At 31.8% G+C, this 17,587-nt stretch carries 18 protein-coding genes and 1 tRNA gene; 7 read left to right on the top strand and 12 right to left on the bottom strand.

Translation table 11 applies throughout. The features are described from left to right. Positions 1–203 precede the first annotated feature (203 nt). Positions 204–1,466 (bottom strand): glycosyltransferase, encoded by a 1,263-nt coding sequence (locus RQ359_RS00875; protein WP_156016290.1) that lies wholly within the window; start codon positions 1,464–1,466, stop codon positions 204–206. 120 nt (positions 1,467–1,586) lie between these two features. Next, positions 1,587–2,606 (bottom strand): glycosyltransferase, encoded by a 1,020-nt coding sequence (locus RQ359_RS00870; RefSeq protein WP_156016291.1) that lies wholly within the window; start codon positions 2,604–2,606, stop codon positions 1,587–1,589. A 36-nt stretch (positions 2,607–2,642) separates the two neighbouring features. Here RQ359_RS00870 and RQ359_RS00865 point away from each other — a divergent pair, with 36 nt between their 5' ends. Both RQ359_RS00865 and RQ359_RS00860 read left to right on the top strand, forming a co-directional pair. Further along, a complete protein-coding gene (locus tag RQ359_RS00865) occupies positions 2,643–3,860 on the top strand; it encodes a glycosyltransferase family 4 protein (protein ID WP_338116952.1) in 1,218 nt (405 codons plus the stop codon). Between the two features lie 331 nt (positions 3,861–4,191). Further along, a complete protein-coding gene (locus RQ359_RS00860) occupies positions 4,192–5,217 on the top strand; it encodes a glycosyltransferase family 4 protein (protein ID WP_156016292.1) in 1,026 nt (341 codons plus the stop codon). A 429-nt stretch (positions 5,218–5,646) separates the two neighbouring features. On the opposite strand, the gene RQ359_RS00855 is transcribed toward RQ359_RS00860, so the two are convergent. The 3 genes from RQ359_RS00855 to RQ359_RS00845 form a co-directional block, all read right to left on the bottom strand. Beyond that, entirely contained in the window at positions 5,647–6,852 is a 1,206-nt protein-coding gene (locus tag RQ359_RS00855; protein ID WP_156016293.1) for a glycosyltransferase, read from the bottom strand. After that, positions 6,806–8,224 (bottom strand): hypothetical protein, encoded by a 1,419-nt coding sequence (locus tag RQ359_RS00850; RefSeq protein ID WP_240900009.1) that lies wholly within the window; start codon positions 8,222–8,224, stop codon positions 6,806–6,808. Before RQ359_RS00850 ends, RQ359_RS00855 begins: the two co-directional genes overlap by 47 nt. 1,467 nt (positions 8,225–9,691) lie before the next feature. Next, positions 9,692–10,252 (bottom strand): glycosyltransferase family 2 protein, encoded by a 561-nt coding sequence (locus RQ359_RS00845; RefSeq protein ID WP_156016295.1) that lies wholly within the window; start codon positions 10,250–10,252, stop codon positions 9,692–9,694. A gap of 49 nt (positions 10,253–10,301) precedes the next feature. Between RQ359_RS00845 and RQ359_RS00840 the strand changes: the two genes are divergently transcribed. After that, positions 10,302–10,574, top strand: a complete 273-nt coding sequence (locus tag RQ359_RS00840) for a hypothetical protein (RefSeq protein WP_054839063.1) — start codon at positions 10,302–10,304, stop codon at positions 10,572–10,574. 23 nt (positions 10,575–10,597) lie between these two features. Next, positions 10,598–11,365, top strand: a complete 768-nt coding sequence (locus RQ359_RS00835; RefSeq protein ID WP_054839064.1) for a glycosyltransferase family 2 protein — start codon at positions 10,598–10,600, stop codon at positions 11,363–11,365. Positions 11,366–11,454: 89 nt separating this feature from the next. Here the strand turns inward: RQ359_RS00835 and RQ359_RS00830 are convergent, their stop codons facing one another. Continuing rightward, a complete protein-coding gene (locus RQ359_RS00830; RefSeq protein ID WP_156016296.1) occupies positions 11,455–11,889 on the bottom strand; it encodes a hypothetical protein in 435 nt (144 codons plus the stop codon). A gap of 193 nt (positions 11,890–12,082) precedes the next feature. Between RQ359_RS00830 and RQ359_RS00825 the strand changes: the two genes are divergently transcribed. Further along, the gene (locus RQ359_RS00825; protein WP_054839066.1) at positions 12,083–12,280 is read left to right on the top strand and encodes a hypothetical protein; all 198 of its coding nucleotides are present in this window, start codon (positions 12,083–12,085) and stop codon (positions 12,278–12,280) included. Positions 12,281–12,562: 282 nt separating this feature from the next. Continuing rightward, positions 12,563–12,979 (top strand): hypothetical protein, encoded by a 417-nt coding sequence (locus RQ359_RS00820; protein ID WP_240900011.1) that lies wholly within the window; start codon positions 12,563–12,565, stop codon positions 12,977–12,979. A gap of 174 nt (positions 12,980–13,153) precedes the next feature. On the opposite strand, the gene RQ359_RS00815 is transcribed toward RQ359_RS00820, so the two are convergent. The 4 genes from RQ359_RS00815 to RQ359_RS00800 all read right to left on the bottom strand — a co-directional run bounded on the left by RQ359_RS00815 (position 13,154) and on the right by RQ359_RS00800 (position 15,533). Continuing rightward, complete coding sequence (locus RQ359_RS00815; protein WP_156016297.1) at positions 13,154–13,531, bottom strand: hypothetical protein; 378 nt, start codon at positions 13,529–13,531, stop codon at positions 13,154–13,156. A gap of 419 nt (positions 13,532–13,950) precedes the next feature. After that, the gene (locus RQ359_RS00810) at positions 13,951–14,622 is read right to left on the bottom strand and encodes a hypothetical protein (protein WP_420856764.1); all 672 of its coding nucleotides are present in this window, start codon (positions 14,620–14,622) and stop codon (positions 13,951–13,953) included. A 218-nt stretch (positions 14,623–14,840) separates the two neighbouring features. Continuing rightward, positions 14,841–15,323, bottom strand: coding sequence for a hypothetical protein (locus RQ359_RS00805; RefSeq protein WP_240900013.1), 483 nt, complete (start codon positions 15,321–15,323; stop codon positions 14,841–14,843). Between the two features lie 136 nt (positions 15,324–15,459). Continuing rightward, positions 15,460–15,533, bottom strand: a tRNA-Phe gene (locus tag RQ359_RS00800). Between the two features lie 87 nt (positions 15,534–15,620). Between RQ359_RS00800 and RQ359_RS00795 the strand changes: the two genes are divergently transcribed. Beyond that, entirely contained in the window at positions 15,621–16,124 is a 504-nt protein-coding gene (locus RQ359_RS00795; protein WP_156016298.1) for a hypothetical protein, read from the top strand. Here the strand turns inward: RQ359_RS00795 and RQ359_RS00790 are convergent. Both RQ359_RS00790 and cedA read right to left on the bottom strand, forming a co-directional pair. Then, the gene (locus RQ359_RS00790) at positions 16,104–16,523 is read right to left on the bottom strand and encodes an archease (RefSeq protein ID WP_054838620.1); all 420 of its coding nucleotides are present in this window, start codon (positions 16,521–16,523) and stop codon (positions 16,104–16,106) included. The genes RQ359_RS00795 and RQ359_RS00790 overlap by 21 nt on opposite strands. 276 nt (positions 16,524–16,799) lie before the next feature. Continuing rightward, positions 16,800–17,585: a DNA import protein CedA gene (cedA, locus tag RQ359_RS00785; RefSeq protein ID WP_338116953.1), complete on the bottom strand. Its 786-nt coding sequence runs from the start codon at positions 17,583–17,585 to the stop codon at positions 16,800–16,802. Between the last annotated feature and the right edge of the window lie 2 nt (positions 17,586–17,587).

The following is a 17,587-nucleotide window of genomic DNA, read 5'->3' as shown; positions in this document are numbered from 1 at the left end:
TGGAAATCGTACCACCATTAAGCTATAAATTTATTAAATGACTTTCTTTATAAAGAGAATAGACAATAAATTAAACTATACAAAATGTTAAAAAATTATAGAATAAAAATAGCTTAATGTCTACACTGTGCTCACACTCAGTCTTATCAGAAATAATACTAATGGGCAAAAAAGATATATAAGGATTATCAATACTTTGAAAATTACCTAATATTTTCTATAATATTTAATAAATGTTCTTCTATATTATTAACTATCTTATTCCAGTCTAAATGAGATCGAATAAGATTATTTGTATATCCATCTATTTCTACTTTATTACCTTTTATTATCTCGTTTATTTTGTTTAAAAACTCATATTTATCAAATGAGTTAACTATTTTTACAAGTTTAGATTTTGAAAAATATTCATAGTTAGCTTCATTATAATACATTACTACTGGAGTATAAACTCCTAAAGATTCTAGAATAGTTATACCAAAAGCGTCTGATATAGATGGATAAATATTTACTTTAGCTTTACTTAAGATTCTATATACTTCATTTTTATCGTTAATTCGTCCAAGACTTATTATGTCTGTTTCATTGCTATATTTTGAAGTAATATCATTTATATTTCCTCCAATAATATATAATTTCCTTAAGTATCCTCTTTCTTTAGCTAATTTGAAAATTTTGATCGCATCAAGTATTCCCTTAGTTCTATAGGATCTTGCAAAAAATACTGCATAGTCATCTTTATTTTTGCATGCATAATTTAAAATTGAGCTATCTAATCCTACATAAGGAAAAATAATTGTATGATTTAGTTTATTTAATCCCACTTTTTTTATGACTCCTTTGGACGGTGCTAAAAGATGTACCTTATCTTTATAATGAATTAGGGCATATACCCACGTTTTTTGCCTTATAACACTAGCTAATAAATATATAAGCTCCGTGAAACTATCAATATAACCAAGTAACTTTTTAAAATAATAAATATAAAAATTTAGACTTAGTGGTATATCGCCAAGATGTTGAAGCATACCAATATATTTTTTAGAGTATTTTAATGAATAATGTAGAAAATCATACCCTACTGGTCTTCTTCTTATAAATTCTAATATATGTTTATTTAAAAATTGAGAGACATTAACGTTTGTGCCAATCTTCATGTCCAGCACAATTTCGTTATTTAATACTTTTTTAAAAATATCAGGGTTATTATGTAATTTACAGTCTAAATAATAGTTCAATAGCCTAGTATTTATAGGCAATTTCAATTTGTCAATAATTTCTAGAATATTATCTTTTTGAATTTTTTTATTTATACATAAATCCAAATAAATTAAATCCATATCTGGTATGATTTCATAATCTATCTTTTTGAATCTTGTTAGCCAATTAAGTGTAACATATTCAGCGCCTCCTATATAATTCTTCATAAAAATGTTTGGGGCTCTAATCTTTAATGTGTAAGGCATACCTATATAGCTTACTGCGTGTAACTAAATAAGATTTTTTATTTTTTATTTATGATATATACTATAAAATATTTATTATTGATATAGAATTAAAATCTTGTTCATTTATTTCTAATTATATTATAATTTACTATAATATTTTATATTATTATAGATATTCAATAGATTTTTGATAGAGTTTTCCCAAGATAATTTAATTGCATTATTTCTTAATCTATCATAATACTTCTCCTTAAAGGATTTAACGTAATCTAATGACGGGAATTCTTCATCAACTTTTATACAATACTCACATACCTCCTTCGGAATTCTAGCATCACTGAATACTATTCCTGGAACACCTCTAGCTTGTGCCTCAACGATAGGTAATCCAAATCCTTCCTCTTTTGTAGGGAAGAAGAAAGCGTCAAAGGAATCGTAAATTTCAACTAATTTCTCATCTGGTGCAGGCCCCATAATCCTTATTCTTGGGTCTTCTTCGCTCTCCTTTTTTATTTTCTTAAAAATCTCACTGTCAGGGTTATAATTCCCCCAAAGCTCGAATATCACGTTCTTTTCCTTTATTTTTCTGAATACTTTTATTCCCCTAAGTAAGTCCTTTCTTTGACTGTCAAGCCTTCCTATATACCCAATCTTTATTTCACCTTTTTTCTCTGGTTTTTTAGGTGTAGTAAAGAATTCTTCTCCTATCCCTGGATTTACTACAAAAATTTTCTTTTTATAACCCAGTTTTTCTACATCTTCCTTAATTAGACTAGAGACAACAATTAGTGCATCAGAACTTAACATGCTCTTCAGGTAGATCTTCTGCATAAAAGGTGAAGGCTTTGATTCCTTGTATTTAAGGAAGAAGAGATCGTGAACTGTAGTTATCCATTTAGCCTTACCTTTTCTTAGAGGGAAGAAAGGTTTGGGAGAAAGTAAATGAATTATATCGTAACCAGAGTAATCATGAAAAATTCCTTTTATCATACTATTGACTGAGGAGAAGATCGAAGAATAATCGAAAAGGGGATACGCCTCTACGTCTATTTGCTTTTTTAGTCCTTCGTAAACTTCTCTAACGTATCTTCCTATTCCAGTGACTTTACTCACGTCTTCATTGAAATCATCTTTGCCTGCTATTAATAGTACTCTCATCGAATTTATTAGTTTCTACAATCAATAAAGCTATTCGTGAAGATAACAGTAGTAACCTCAGGACTGAGGTCAAATTACTCTGGAGGGAGCGTTCATGTTAATAATGTAGTTAAGAGACTTACAAATTACTTTAAGGTAGAATTTATTCCGTCCATAAATTTTTTCATAAATAATGATAGGGTAAATGAGGAGATAGAAAATATAAGAAAACTTGGCATAGAAATTCCAGATTTTGTTAGCTCTTTATCAAAATTTCATAGCTTGAAACCTTCGTTCTTACCTTATTCTTCCTCAGTGTATAATAAGTATGCAGAAAAAGTGGAGAAAGTAGATTCTGATTTTATTTATGATCCAGATTATACTACTCCAGAGAGCATATTTATTTCAAACAAGGTAGGAATACCTTTAGGTTTAACGCTACATGAGCCGTTGTACTCCTTTTCTCAATCCATATTTTACACGTATTATACTCTACGTCCGTTCTTTTTACAATCCTCAGACTATTATATAAAGAGGTCGCTGGGACTTTATTTATTAACTAGAAGTAAAGCTAATTACATAAGTAAATCGAGATACTTAAGCTTCGTAGCTGCAGTAAGTAAAGGTACGCTAGATTCTGTAAAGATAGAAAATTCAAGGAAGTATGTTTTATATCCTGGAAATGGAGTAGATAAAGAATTATTGCAATATAGAACTATTAAGAAGGAAGATTATGTTGTCTTCTGGACTACTTTAATTCCACCTAAGGGTATTTTAAATTTTCTCTATATAATTAATTTGCTTAAGAAGAGAGGTATATCAGTAAAAGCAAAAGTTTCAGGGAAGTTTATTTACGATAAGTTCAAGAGACTATTCTTTAACTATATAAGAGATAATGGGTTAGACGTAGAATATTTGGGTTTTTTAGATAAGAGAGAACTTTACAGTATAGTATCTAAAGCTAAACTCCTTATATATCAATCTTTAGCCGACGGATTTTCTATTACGATTTTAGAGTCATTAGCGTTAGGGACTCCAGTAATAGCTTATTCTATACCTACTGTGTATTCTGTATTTAAAGATATACCTGCAGTAAAGTTTATAAAAGAAGGGGATATAAGAAAATTCGTTGATGAGGTAGAAAATGAACTTAAAACTGGCGATTTACAAGAGGCAATATATGATAAGAGAGTTAGTTCTTTTATTGAGTTTCATAATTGGGATAACGTTGCAGAAAACGTTGCAAAAATTATAAAATCCTCACTAAATAGATAGGTTAATAATAATGTTTCATTCTCCATAAGAAGAAAACCAACAAATAGATTTAAAATAACGTGTCTAGCAGTAGCTGACTTTTACACACCATAAAAGACTTGTAAGCAATTTTAAGAGCTATAGATGTATTGTATTATGATATTAAACTAGGTTAGTTATGTTAGGTTGACGCTGAGTTAATTAGTTAGTTTCATGTAAATTTACAAGATGAGTTACTGATGCGACATTTTAGAAGATGTAGTCTGCGGTAGATAAGTACGCTTATTGATTAGCAAAGAGATGCGTAAAGAAGGAGAAATTCTTATTACATTGTAACTTAGAGATAATATCAATGAGAATTTTAATATCACCTCCGATGAGGTTTGGTAAGGAATTCCTTGGTGGAATGAGGAGAACGTTAGAAGTTTACAGCAGAATAGGAGAAGAAGTTTATTTATGTGTGGACGAAAAAATCTTGTCACAAGTAGATCCAGAAATATCTCCTTTACTTTCAAAATTTCACTTAGTTAGTTCCTCAAGCACTGATAAGAAAACCTACTTGAAAGGATTCTTAAATTGCCTTAAATACGCTAGGAAAGCAGACGTCTTAATAAGTTATAGTGAGTATTCATTAAGCGTTTATTATACGTGGTTATTATCCCTATTTTCACGGAAGCCTTTTATTGTAGTAGTTCATCATGTTACTGAAGAGATTAGAGGAAGCAACTTCTTGCGTAGTGTTATTGCAAGAAGTAAGGGAATCATTTGCCTAGATAATCCTGAAGTTTATGAGGAACTTAAAAGGCTCTTTCCTAACAAGGTTATTTTGACTTCAACTAATGGCGTTAATGTAGAGGATTATTACACGTCAGAGGAGAAAATATGCGACGGAATTTTTGTAGGGAATTACGGTGAGAGGAAAGGTTCAAAGTATTTGTTTCAAATATGGGAGAAAGTCAATGAGAAAATTGACGCTAAACTATGTATTATAGGAAAAGGATGGAGCGAAATTCCTAAAAATTCCGTTTATTACGGTTTCGTGAGTGAGAAGGAGAAAATTGAATTACTTGCAAAGTCTAAAGTATTTGTTTTTCCTTCCTTATATGAAGGCTTTGCCTTAGCAGTGGCCGAAGCTTTATCTTCTTATTTACCAGTAGTTACTTGGGATTTAAAATGGAGTGAAAGATACCATGTTGCAATAAAAGTAAAATTTCCTGACGTCGATTCTTTTGCTGAAGAAGTCGTCAAATTATTAAAGGATGAGAAGCTAAGAAAGTCTATAGGAGAGAAAAGTAGGGAATTTGCTAAAAGTTTAAGCTGGGAAAAAGCCGCAGAAATGGAGAGGGAAGCAATCTATAAAATAATAAGAAGGTTATGATAACGCTTTACTAAAGTTTACGTGTTTAGCTTTAAAACTTGAGGATAAGGTTGACGATTAACGTCGTATATGTAAAACAACGGAAGAGAAAAATAATCACTCACTATTTTTAATTAATAAGAACTCGCGCTAATTTAGTCAACAAGTCCCAATACTCATGTTATTACTGACTCCTCCCACCTCACAGAGGTGAGAGTTCCCTCAATCGATCCTCATTTCGTGACCAGTCAGGGTAGAGTCTCAAGGAGGGATCGCTTAACCCTTAAATGACGTCGTTAGTTATTACTTCCTCAGTTTCATTGAGCTGAGGAAGAGCGTAGTTATTATAGTAAGAGAAATTCTGACAAAAAAGATATTTAAACTATCATCCTCGACCCTAGAAGTGATGAGCTTTCAATCTTTTGTAAACTTTAACGCTAAATTTTTTTCTCATTCTTGGATGGCTTCAGTAATTAATCTATCAACAGCGTTACTTACGTTATCCCAACTTGAGTGCAGTTTAATAAATTCCTCTAACTTCTCATCATTAAATAATTCCTCTATTCTTTTCATTTTGTACACCTCTATAGCCGTGTTTACTAAACTCTTGATGTCAAATTCCTTTACAAAAAATACTGACTTAAAATTATAAATAGAGGTTAAAGAAGGTAAATCGTAAGTTATTACTGGCGTTCCTACAGCTAAAGACTCAAGTATTGTTACTGAAAATGACTCCTGATGTGAAGGCGAAATTAAGGCTTTAGCTTTAGAAAGTATTTCAAATTTCTCTTCCTCTGAAACGTTCTCGATAACCTCTATTCCTGAACTTTTAGCCTGCTTTACTATAAATTTCTGCTCTTGGTAGCCTATCATTTTCAGCTTTACATGTTTTCCAACTTCTAAGGCTTCATTTGCACCTTTAGCGGTATTTATTCTTCCTAAAAACACTAGGTAGTCTTCTTTATCAAAATTCCTATACTTTAAAGCTAGGCTGTTGAAAGCGTGAGGAGGTGACAAGACTTTTACGTTAAAATGTGCAGGTAGTTTAGTATATTTTAAAGCTCCTCTATTCATCACTCCAATAAATCTCGGTTTTCTCTTTAACGTCTTCAATAAAAAAGTGATATTTTGTAACCTTTGAACGCTACAAAACTCTATTGCTGCCTTTCTCGAAAACCATATTTTATTCCATACATCCACGCATGCAAAAAATGATTCTCTCTCTAGTAAAGAGTTATGAGGATCAGTTATTAGTAGCATTCCATATTTTCCTCTGCTCAGTGAAGACAAAAGTATGGAGGACATTAATTGCAGTCTATAATTGTGAGGAATGTAAATAAAATCTAGAGAATCAATTTCTTTTTTATATTCTGACAAGAGCTCTTTAGCTAAAGGTGAAAAAGTGAATAACTCTCTAAATAAAGAGAAATTAATCTGTTTTTTATCTAACAAATATTCAAAAAACGAGGGTACTTTAGCATATTTCTTTACTTCCTTCAATTGCTCTTCTGAAATGTCGCTAAATGAGTGAGTAGTAGGTAAATAATAAAGCTTATATTTAGAAGAAAGACGTCTAAGTATTTCCCTTACATGCCTCTCTGTGCCGCCATTAAGTTTGCTTATAGCTCTTGAGTCTGCTAATCCTAATGATAGCATTATTAATAACCTCTACGATTTTACCATTAAAAAAGCTCTTGTAAATGATGAAATATATAAACAATACATAGAAGAAAATATCTACTGCAGTTATTAATAAATCAGTTATAAAACCTTGTTTTATTGAAATTGTTAGCTTACCGTTAGATGTGAAAATATATTGACCAAGACCGTTTAAGCCTAAAATCTTTCCGTTATTTACTACAATTCCACCATAAGGTAAAGGTAAAGATGTTTCTACTATGTAAGAAGAACTACTATTCACTTCAAATTCTGCCATTAACTGATTGAAAGAGAAATTGATTGGCACAGACACAAAATCAGATAGATTTAGTTTTTCTGGAATTATTATAGTCCGAGGTTTTACAGTTATAACTTTCTCACTAAGTATAGTCTCACGGCTTATATTTCCTTCATGATTGATTATATAAGATCCTTGGATAATCGTTATGTTTCTACTATCGTTAAATAATGACATGTAATTCTCGTTAACTATAGAAGGATTAAGTAACATTGTTACAGTATTATTAGTTTTTTCTGGACTAATTATAGCCGGAGTATAATTAAGTAGAGGATAAAGTAAACATTCGGCCTTAAATAAAATAGTTTCATTAGTTGGACTAAAATAAATGCCCATTTTAGCTTCCCTAAATACTGAAGCGTTTGGCTGTTCAAGTAAGTATACGTCAGCTTTTGCGTAAACCACTTTTAATCCAGAGTTATTTAGATAAGAGTAAATGAAGGAATTACTTAAGGGGATATAAGAGGTATTGTCTATGAATAAGTACTTTATTCCTGCTATGTCGTAAGCTAATGGAGTTTGATTAACGTAAGTAATATGTGGAGGAGAAATTGTAGCGTAGCCCGGCATAAGAGGGGGAGAAAGTGAAATAAATTGATAATTAGTCCACTTTTCACTGAACCCTCCTTCACCTACATACGCTACTCCTGCATTTGACGTTGATAAGATATTCATTACGCGAACCCATTGAGGTGGAGGATTTAAAGGATAGTAATATCCTTCTAATGATATACTATTACCAGGGAATGATCCTGTATGTTGACTAGGATAAAGTGTTCCATTAAAGTATTGCCAGCTAGCGAAACTCATAATTAGGATTAATACAATTCCTATTATATATTTCGTTTTAATTTTCCTGATAAAGCTAATTATATAATTAAAGCCTATTGCTGCTAATATTAAAGATAATGAGATATTAGTCCATTCTGCATAAAATGGAATTGCAAATGCTGTAGACATTATTCCTCCAATTACTGGTAACTTTGAAGGAAGGACGTCAAATATATATGTAAAGTCATTAAATGGAAAGTCAGTTCCACTTTCTACGCCTATCATAAACGTGAGAGCCAATAATAATTCTGAAGAAATTTTTCTTCTAGATTTATCAAAAATGCTAATAAATACTATAGCAATAAAAATAAATAGAGAAGAAAGCCATATATATGATATTAGGTCATTTGGTAAAAGAATTTGATCATTAAATCCATAAGCTGGTAAATAAAACCATTTGTTTCTAGGATAAAAAAGTATAGATGGAGAAGATGGAATAACTGAGGGCCACCAACTACTTATAAATGTTAAAAGATTTACAAAATCTGAATTTTGGGAAAACCCTGATATATAAGATAGGCTATCAGGTCTTAATGCACCAAAACTTACTGCTTTACTTATTGGAACTGTAATAAGAGACGGATATATAAATATGTAGTATACATAAATTAAAAAAGGTAATGATACTAAAAATATTCCTATTAAGCTTTTAATAATATTTAGAAGCGATTCTCTGTACGTGATTATAGTATATAATAGAAATATCATAATAATATAAAGGAACCAAATATAAAATCTCGGATCCATCATTGCAGAAAATCCTAAAGCTATACCAGATAATATAATGGTTTTCTTCGTCAGTTTCATTTTATTATATTGTATATTTACGATGTTTACTACTACATAAGTTAATGATAATATTCCTAGTATTACATTAAACCAGTTAGAAGCAATTAATTGCATATATAATGGTATTAAATAGAAAAATAAAATAGATAAAATCTTAACAATAAAATTATTTATATTTAAAACTCTAAGAATTATATCAGTTAATTTCCATAATATAAAATATATTGAGCTAAATATTAATATAAGGTATAGTTTAGCTAATATTATGGTATTGTTAACTGGCATAATGTCCATGAATAAATATAGAACACTCTGAACACTAGGAGAAATACCGGTCTCTGGAGTGTATACGAATAGTGTATATAAATACTTAATATAATGCCCAGAGAAAAAGGGGAATTGAGGTCCGTAATAGTTTAGGTATCCATTACCTAAAAGGTACCCAGAAATAGGAATTAGTGAAAATATCCATAATAATATAAATTCTAATCTACGGCTTATATTATAAGTAATTGACATTATGATAAAGTCTTATGTGATCTTAAAAAAAGTTTTCAATAGGTTATTTAAGATATATTTGAAATTTAGATAAAAGATTATTATTAAATATTTAGTTTATACCAATATTATATACTTTAATATTTTATTATTGTTATTAATGCCGTGCTTTTCAATATAATTATATAGATTTCTAGATTGAGGAATCTGTATATCAGTTAAATCTACATTTTTCGAATATTCTATAGGATCAGATATAGTATTGACTACCTTCTTCCAAAGATGTACATAATTATTAGGTTCTGCGTTCTTATAATGGCCTTTAACTCTAGATAACAAGTACAGTAAATACAAAATTATATTGTATTTAGTCGCATAAGGATATATAGATATGAAATCTTCATATTTTATTGCACACCTCTATATATATCTATAATTTTTTAATATTCTAATTTTCCAAAATTTGGAATACCTTTTTTCTCGTTCGATATAAAGGTTCTTAGTTGTCACATCTTCATTTTTGCCTATAATTAGTGGAAAGGTTATTGAAATATTTTGCCTGCTCAGGAATTCTATATCTTCTCCAAAGTTCAAATCCCGCCAATTTCCAGGCTTAAGAATATCTTCTTTAGAATTTATATAACTCATTACTGGACCAACTATAAAAAGCTCTTTTAGTCCAGATTTTATTACTTTGTGGTAGTTTTGGTTGTACATTACGTCTAGGTCGAAGTATGCTGTTATTGAGTTTTCTGGGCATTGTTCTAATGCGTAAGCTCTTCCTTTTCCTCTTGATGATTTTAGTCTTAGTAGTTTCAAGTTATATTCTTTCTTTAATTCTTGTAGTTTCTCCCATGTTCCGTCCTTTGAGTAGTTATCAACAATAACAATATCATAATCTGGACTCCAAACGAATTTTACACTATCCTCAAAAGTATTAACAATATTAAAAACAGTACCATAAACACAAATACTAGCCATTAGAACTCATTTCTTTAAACTTTATAATAAATGTAGTGCTTATAGTTTTATGAATCACTTAGAATATTTAAGAGTTTTACCAACAAACTTTAGATCGTTCCCTGGTTCCATATTATCAAGAACTTTCGTTAACTATTTTCTTCTACATAAAGGTTTTAATCATGAAGAAGTAAAAGATTTGATAAAAGTAAGAATTGATGGCATAACGTTTAATGTAAGGAAAAACAACTTTATTCACAATATTGGGTTAGTTAAGGAAGAGCTAACATATGGAGAATCTGTTTATTACATGCTAGGAAAAGGTAAAACTTTAGGCTTTTAAATTTCCTTTCTCATATTTTCTTAATGAAAATTAGTGTTGTAATTCCGACGCTTAACAGTGAGAAAACTATTGGAGCTACTGTTAAGTCAGCACTACAGTTTGCTAGTGAGGTTATAGTTGTTGACTCCTTTTCCACGGACAGAACTGTGGAGATTGCTGAGAAAGAAGGAGCAAAAGTTTTCCAGGTGAAAGGTAGTAGGTTAATTGCAAGAATTGAAGGAGTAAAAATCGCAAAGGGTGACTACGTAGTTAACCTGGATTCCGACATGTATTTTTCTGAGAACTTTAAGGGCTTTGAGGAGAAAGTTATCGCATTAGGAGAAATAACTGTAGGAAAAGGAATAGTCCATAAGCTGATGAGCATTGATAGGGAAATGACTCACAGGAAATGGGCTGACAATCTGTCAGTAGGTAATGGCAGTATAATTCCCAGAATGTATGATAGACAGTTGCTTTTGAAGGCTTACGAGCAAATTCCTGAAAACCTTAGGAGTAAACTTGACGCCTTTGAGGACAGCGTAATTTATTATAACGTTATGAAGCTGTACAAAGATGGGAAAGTTCAGTTTATTCCTAATGCAGTTTACCACGGGGAGGACGACTCTCTGTGGAATTTTATGAGGAAGTGGTATAAATACGGGAAGAACGCTAAGTTGTTGAGGGGAACTGAGTACGAGAGATTTATTTATGAGAGGAGGACTAGGCCAGGGTTAAGTTTAGGAGAGAAGGTGAAGCTACTTCCCTTGATGGTAATTAAGGGAGTTCCCTTTGCTTTAGGTTATTATCTATAAATAGGGAGCATATTCATTGAAGCAATAAGGTAAAAATACCTCTAATGCAAATCTTTATAACCATATTTCAAATAAAAGCGTTTTATTACTTAACGTCTTCGTGTTGTAAGAATTTCTCTAATTGTTGATAAGCTTCCCCTAATTTCGTATATATCCGTTAATTTTAGCATTGAAACAAAGAATGAACCAAAAATAATTGCCAAAGCTATAGCTAATCCTACAGATAATTCTTTGACTGGGGCGTTTGTTAGTATTTTGATTACAGATAAAATTACACTATAAGTTATGATAATTATGGGTAATCCTAGAGAGACTATAATAATAACAGCTATAAGAATAATCATAAAAACAGTAATGGGCGGTATTATATTTTCTCTTTCCATTATAATAAATGCATTATATCTTTTAATAAGTAAAACAATCAAATATGCAAATAAATCAATGGAGATTATAGCACTTAATTCCACATAATAATATGAAAGTTCTTCGATATTTATATTAGCAACTAATGGAATTAAGGCCAAGCGTAAATTCTTAGATTCAACAACTTTCGAAATAATCTGAGTTAATATTAAAAAGAGTAGAGATGTGTAGTCATCATTGGTATTAATCAGGAAATCTCTATTAAGAGTAAATACTAAGATTAAGTTTTAGCTTATTGGTAATCTGCTCCTTTTTGTAAGAAACCTTTTATATGAATATAATTAACTTGCACTTATGAAAATATGGAATTTAATTATAACTATAGGTCTTGGTATTGCAGAATTTTTAACTGAAGGAAATAAAATAATCTCCGCCGGTCATCTTTTATATTCTGCAGCGACTACGATGTATTTTGCGTCACAAGGTGAAGTAGTAGATACTTTAGTAAGTTCTATAGGTGTTGCTAATTCTACATACCACTTACTTAAGTGATTAATTTGAATATTGATACTCTATTATCCTTAGTTGATCTAGATGTAGATGATACCTATTTAAATCCCTTATTAAAAATTATGTTACAGGAAGAGAATCTCTTACGTGAGAATATTGAACTACTTCAGTCTAAGCTTCCATATTTAAACACCAGTCAGCAGTTAAGAGTATTAGACTACTTATTCTTCATATATAAGAAAGTAAAGTTTACAATCCCTAGAGTTCCGTGCTCGTTTAAAGACGCTTTATATTCAATAAACCATACTTTCATTAAACCCTGAAATGCTTAGGTTATATGAGGAAACTAAGATATGTGATGAGAAGCTTACGATTCTGAGTAAGTTCGTAAACAGTCTTGAAGACGTAATATTAGACTCTAAGTTGATTGACTTCATGAGGAAGAGTGTAAGTGAGAATGGGTTAGAAGAGGCTCATTTGGATTTAGTAATACTTTTAGAGTTCATCTTAAGGCTTAGAAGAGAAGGATATTATGCTAAGTTATCTTATTTTTACGGGGAATTATTACTTGACACTAATGCGGACTTTTCGGCTAGGCTTAAGATTAGGGATAAGATAGTTGATGAGTATAAAGGCTACGGCATAGATGTTTCGAAAGGGGCTGATTATGTTTTCGGAATCGCTGATGCCGTGAAGGGGTTAGAAGAATATCTAAGAAAATTAAAGCTTGGTATTTTGTAATTACTTATAAGATAAGCAGTTATACGTTCACGCTTACTTATTTCAAATTTAAGGTTCGATAACCTATCCAATAGGTTTTTATCACTAATAATATTTCTAAGAATATCTTCTATTATTTTTCTAACTTCATTTACGCGTTGCATATTAGATTTAGAGTTGAGATCTGCATAAAAATCACATTCCCTCAAAAAATTTCACCAAAGCGTTAATCCTCTTTTTAGTATTCTCGATGCAGATATCATGGTCTTTATAATTCGCAATATAATTGACATAAACCGCGTTTCTTAAACCCGCATAAGGTTCTATTACTAAATTCTCATCTAAATAACTTTCAGTTTTATATAACCTAATGGAAAAAGGCGACATATCATCAGATATTTGCTTTATATCTACATACTTCTTAATAATTTCGTAAATATTTCCGTCTATACTATAAATACCCACATAGGACATCTCTGTGACCTCGTTACGCCCTTCAAATTTTTCAGATATGATATTCTTTATAATTTCTACTACCTTATATACATCGTCATTATGTTGGTTAAAATTCAAAATCACGGCTGGGTAAGAAGTTATTGTTATGTTAACATTTATATTATTAATAATTGCATTAATCTGTACTTAGTTATCCTCATTTATATCCTTTATATATAACTATATCTTTATCTGATGAATCTTTAATGATGAGTGATAAATAGTCGCGTAAAGCTGAAGAAAATACGCTTAACCTTTTTTGCCATGCCAATACAACGGCGAAACTTTGACTTAATATCTCCAACTCAATTACCTCAGCTATAAGCTGCTATTAATATAGGTCTAAGAGTCTGCACTCCACTACTTGACGTACGGTTTAGTTTATCGAATATAGACGGGCTAGTATAGGTAGTGATAAATGGTCGTATATCGGAAATACGCTTGTGCACCTTTATGCCTTGATATTTCTCGAGATTAGGTATTTTTCTATGCCTATATCATTCTGACTTCCTCCCCGCCCTGGAAGGGCGAGGGTTCCCCTCCAGAGGGTTCATAGTTCCCACCATCGATTCGGGATTACATCTCTCATTTGGTGGGCAGTCGAGTGGCTCAGAGAACCACTCCCATTTGGACAGAGTGGGTAGGGGACTTTCATTGCTGAGCTCTAGTCCCTTGAAGGAAAAGGAAGATGATGGTTGCTCCTCCCACAGTCCCATTAAGCCCTCAATCGAGCTGGGGAGGAGTATCGTTAGCGTCACTAAAAGATTTTTGAAAAAAGAAATATTTAAACCTTTTATAAGGGGGCTATCCATCCCCGCCTTAAAAGGCGAGGCTTTCCGCCCCCTTAACCCCCTTCTCTGTAAATAGTCCCAGCACTCATACCCTCTTAAATCTTCGTAATCCATCCTATCCAAAACTTCTTCCGAAGACAGAACCTCGTAATTACCGTCATTAATTAATATAAACCTAACGTTATCTGATCGCTTTTCAGCTAAATACGCATAAACGTCACTGCTCTGCGTTGTAATTAATATTAAGTCTACATCTAGTCTCAACAAAAAGTCGTAAAATTGTTTAAGCAATTCCGGGTTTAAAGAAAAACCTTCTAAATCGTCAATAAGGATAATCCTAGGTTGATAAACAACATAAGACAGTATGAAATTTAGCAAGCTCTTGTATCCATAACCTAACTCATTAATTGAAACGTCAGTCTTATCATTAAATAATACTCTAACCTCATTACCCGCAGATAGGTAAACATAGAAAATATTTGGGTCAAACTCGCTTAATAGATCAGTAACTTTACGTAAAATCGATACGTCAAAAGTAGCTATTGGGTTGGCATTGTGAGAATATATTAAAAGTACTTTAGCGTCCCCAAGTCGCGTTAAGAGAGTTTCAGAAAATACGCTCCTATAATATTTCTCATCAGATATCTCCAGTGGTCTTCGAAGGTATGTTTTGCTTTCTTCTTCTCCAACAGTTTTTTGAATGTTTGTAGATCTTCTGAAGTCACGGGATAAGAGTAAGAAGCTGCTTTGATAAACTCCCCTAAACTCCTTTGCAACATTGATAGAAATAGTTCTCGGAAGTCTGGATCCTTTGTAGCTTTCACTATTACACCTATTGCCTCATTGATCCCTATTTTTGATGTATCGACTCCAGCGGTTAGTTGTAAAAGCTCATCTGGTGTTAGGTACTCTACAGCTCTTTGGGCTATTTCGTTTGGAATTTTTCTCTTCTTATTCTTATACCTCCACCACGTTACTCTGTCTATTCCTAGTTCTTCATATGAAATACCTTTCTGCAGTACCGTTTCTATAATTTTTAATCTTTGATCATCAGTTAAATTGTAGACATCTATTAACATACTATATACCTCTACTGATAATTATGTCAGAGACCTAACTGATATATTCGTTTCCAAAAACTTCCTCAGGCGTTTCTGATCATTCTATATATAAGAACGTAAAATCCTTTCAATTTATTGGAAGAACAATAGTATATGCCGTCACGGGGACTTGAACCCCGGACAACCCGGTCTTCAGCCGGGCGCTCTCCCGGGCTGAGCTACGACGGCATTTTAATGATATAACTATTAGCTTTAAAACTTTAACTCTTACAAATGTTTTTTATGGGGCTTGGCGACACCCTTCGAGAACCCTACTTGGGAATCAGTGAAAAAGGGTCTCCAGAAGCCCCAACAAAAATCTTAATCGCTCTAATGAAACCCGTAGAAAGAGACATCTTACTGAATATAAAAACTTTGATAGAAAAAGAATTTAATGTACAAATTTTCTTTAAGCTAGAACGAGAGTACGTACCAATTTCTGCCTTTGACTGGAAAAATCTTAGTTATAATTCTAGTTTAGTTCTAGAAAAATTGGAACAAAGAACCTTAGATCTAAATTCTTTTTTCTCTCTAATAATTTTCTTAGGTAGATTAAAAACTAGTAATACTAATATTAACCTCAAAAGTAGGATTATATTTGTAAATTTTACAGAAGAAAGAAAACTTCTAAAAGACGTGGGAATAAGCGTGGGCAAATATCTAGGACTAGACGACTGTAATGAAGAATGCATGATGAACCCAAAATCTTCTCGCATTGAGCTTTGTAAGAAATGTATAATGAAACTGAAGAAAAGGGATTCAGATATCAACTACAAATGATATCTTCCAACCGTTTTCGTCTTCGGCTATTTCAAGCTCATGGTATGTCATTGCTTTTACCACCGTCCTTCTCTCATGTATACCGGGATCAAACTTTTCTCCTATAGCTTCTCCAGTTAGAGAGTTTTTTTCCTTATCTACCTTTACTTTAAATTTACTAAATAAAGTTAAAGAATCATCATATTCAGCTAAAAGAACTTCTATCCATTTATATAATAAATTTTCCATATCAAAACCATTTACATTTACCTCTATTTTCTTCAAAGGTCTAACCTTAGAAGTGTCTGTCATTATTTCGAAGACAGCTAGAGCAGAGTTCTCGAAAGCCTCGTCTATTGTTTTTCCGAAAGCCCTTATTCCAACGTCAGATGTATGATCAAAGAACTCGAATTTTTTCATAAGCTTTTTTATTCTGAGAGAGTATTAACGTTAGTGATAAGTTATGGGCGGGAGGCAAAGAACTACACTTTTTGAAATAAAGGAATTTAAAAAGGAGAAAAAACAGCCTACTTCTCAGCAATCCTCGAAATAGTCCGTGGAACTAAAAAGAGTGTCATTGATATTATTATCCCTAAAATTAAGATAATGGAATTTTTAACATAGTAAAAAGTTAATATTGTGTTAAATAGCACCAAAAAAGAAAGGAGGTCGTAAGATTTCATTTAGATCGCCTCTTTAGAAAATTTCTAATGGAATAGGTAATTTATAAGAACCTCCTATGGCATAGGACAATCCCATTGAAAGCCCAGCTAAGATACCTAAGTAAACTAAAGGTAGAATAACTAAAGACGTCATAGCTGTAGGTATTAAAACAGTGGTTAGATATACTAAACCGTTATTTAGATTAGCACTACTTGGCAAACCAAGTTCAATCCTCAAAGGATTCATACCTAAGCCGTTAAGAAAATCAGGCATATATGGCAATCCAATTTCAAAAACTATTGAAAATGAAATCAGAGATGCTCCTATTCCTTTACCTACTCTAAAAGGAATACTCATTAAGGCTATACCGAAAGCAATAAAGAAACCATAGTAATTATTAATAATAAAAGCTATTACAATAAAAGTTTCAGTAGATGCAATAATGCCAGTAAGCAACGATATTATGTAAGATATGGGAGCAAAGAATATGGCAATGGAAGGATCTACTGAAGAAAGCAGACCGCTAAAAGCCCTTGTAAAGGTGTACATCGATATCTCCTCAGAAACTACAGTTTCTATCCAAGTTATGAAATAAGACCAGCTTACCCCTATGGCCTGAGATATAGATTGAATTAGATAAATTACTCCACCATATATATTAATCCACACCGCAGAATATATTCCGTCACCAATAAGCCTGGGTCCCCATTTCTTTACTCCATAAACTGGTATAGGAAGAGCCATTATCATGGCCCCTATCATGTAAGTTAGAACTGATAAGCTCATTCCTATATAGAGATAAAAGAAAGGTGAAAACATTG

This window comes from Sulfuracidifex metallicus DSM 6482 = JCM 9184, assembly GCA_032834875.1.
GTDB classification, from domain to species: domain Archaea; phylum Thermoproteota; class Thermoprotei_A; order Sulfolobales; family Sulfolobaceae; genus Sulfuracidifex; species Sulfuracidifex metallicus.
This window is presented reverse-complemented; position numbering and strand designations above follow the sequence as displayed.

Bases quoted from the DNA above. Each gene is read 5' to 3' on its own strand.
- RQ359_RS00790 (WP_054838620.1), bottom strand. From the start codon at position 16,523: ATGAAAAAATTCGAGTTCTTTGATCATACATCTGACGTTGGAATAAGG.
- RQ359_RS00805 (WP_240900013.1), bottom strand. From the start codon at position 15,323: ATGTTAATAGATGTCTACAATTTAACTGATGATCAAAGATTAAAAATT.
- RQ359_RS00875 (WP_156016290.1), bottom strand. From the start codon at position 1,466: ATGCCTTACACATTAAAGATTAGAGCCCCAAACATTTTTATGAAGAAT.
- cedA (WP_338116953.1), bottom strand. From the start codon at position 17,585: ATGTTTTCACCTTTCTTTTATCTCTATATAGGAATGAGCTTATCAGTT.
- RQ359_RS00835 (WP_054839064.1), top strand. From the start codon at position 10,598: ATGAAAATTAGTGTTGTAATTCCGACGCTTAACAGTGAGAAAACTATT.
- RQ359_RS00820 (WP_240900011.1), top strand. From the start codon at position 12,563: ATGCTTAGGTTATATGAGGAAACTAAGATATGTGATGAGAAGCTTACG.
- RQ359_RS00860 (WP_156016292.1), top strand. From the start codon at position 4,192: ATGAGAATTTTAATATCACCTCCGATGAGGTTTGGTAAGGAATTCCTT.
- RQ359_RS00855 (WP_156016293.1), bottom strand. From the start codon at position 6,852: ATGCTATCATTAGGATTAGCAGACTCAAGAGCTATAAGCAAACTTAAT.
- RQ359_RS00825 (WP_054839066.1), top strand. From the start codon at position 12,083: ATGAAAATATGGAATTTAATTATAACTATAGGTCTTGGTATTGCAGAA.
- RQ359_RS00840 (WP_054839063.1), top strand. From the start codon at position 10,302: ATGAATCACTTAGAATATTTAAGAGTTTTACCAACAAACTTTAGATCG.
- RQ359_RS00870 (WP_156016291.1), bottom strand. From the start codon at position 2,606: ATGAGAGTACTATTAATAGCAGGCAAAGATGATTTCAATGAAGACGTG.
- RQ359_RS00845 (WP_156016295.1), bottom strand. From the start codon at position 10,252: ATGGCTAGTATTTGTGTTTATGGTACTGTTTTTAATATTGTTAATACT.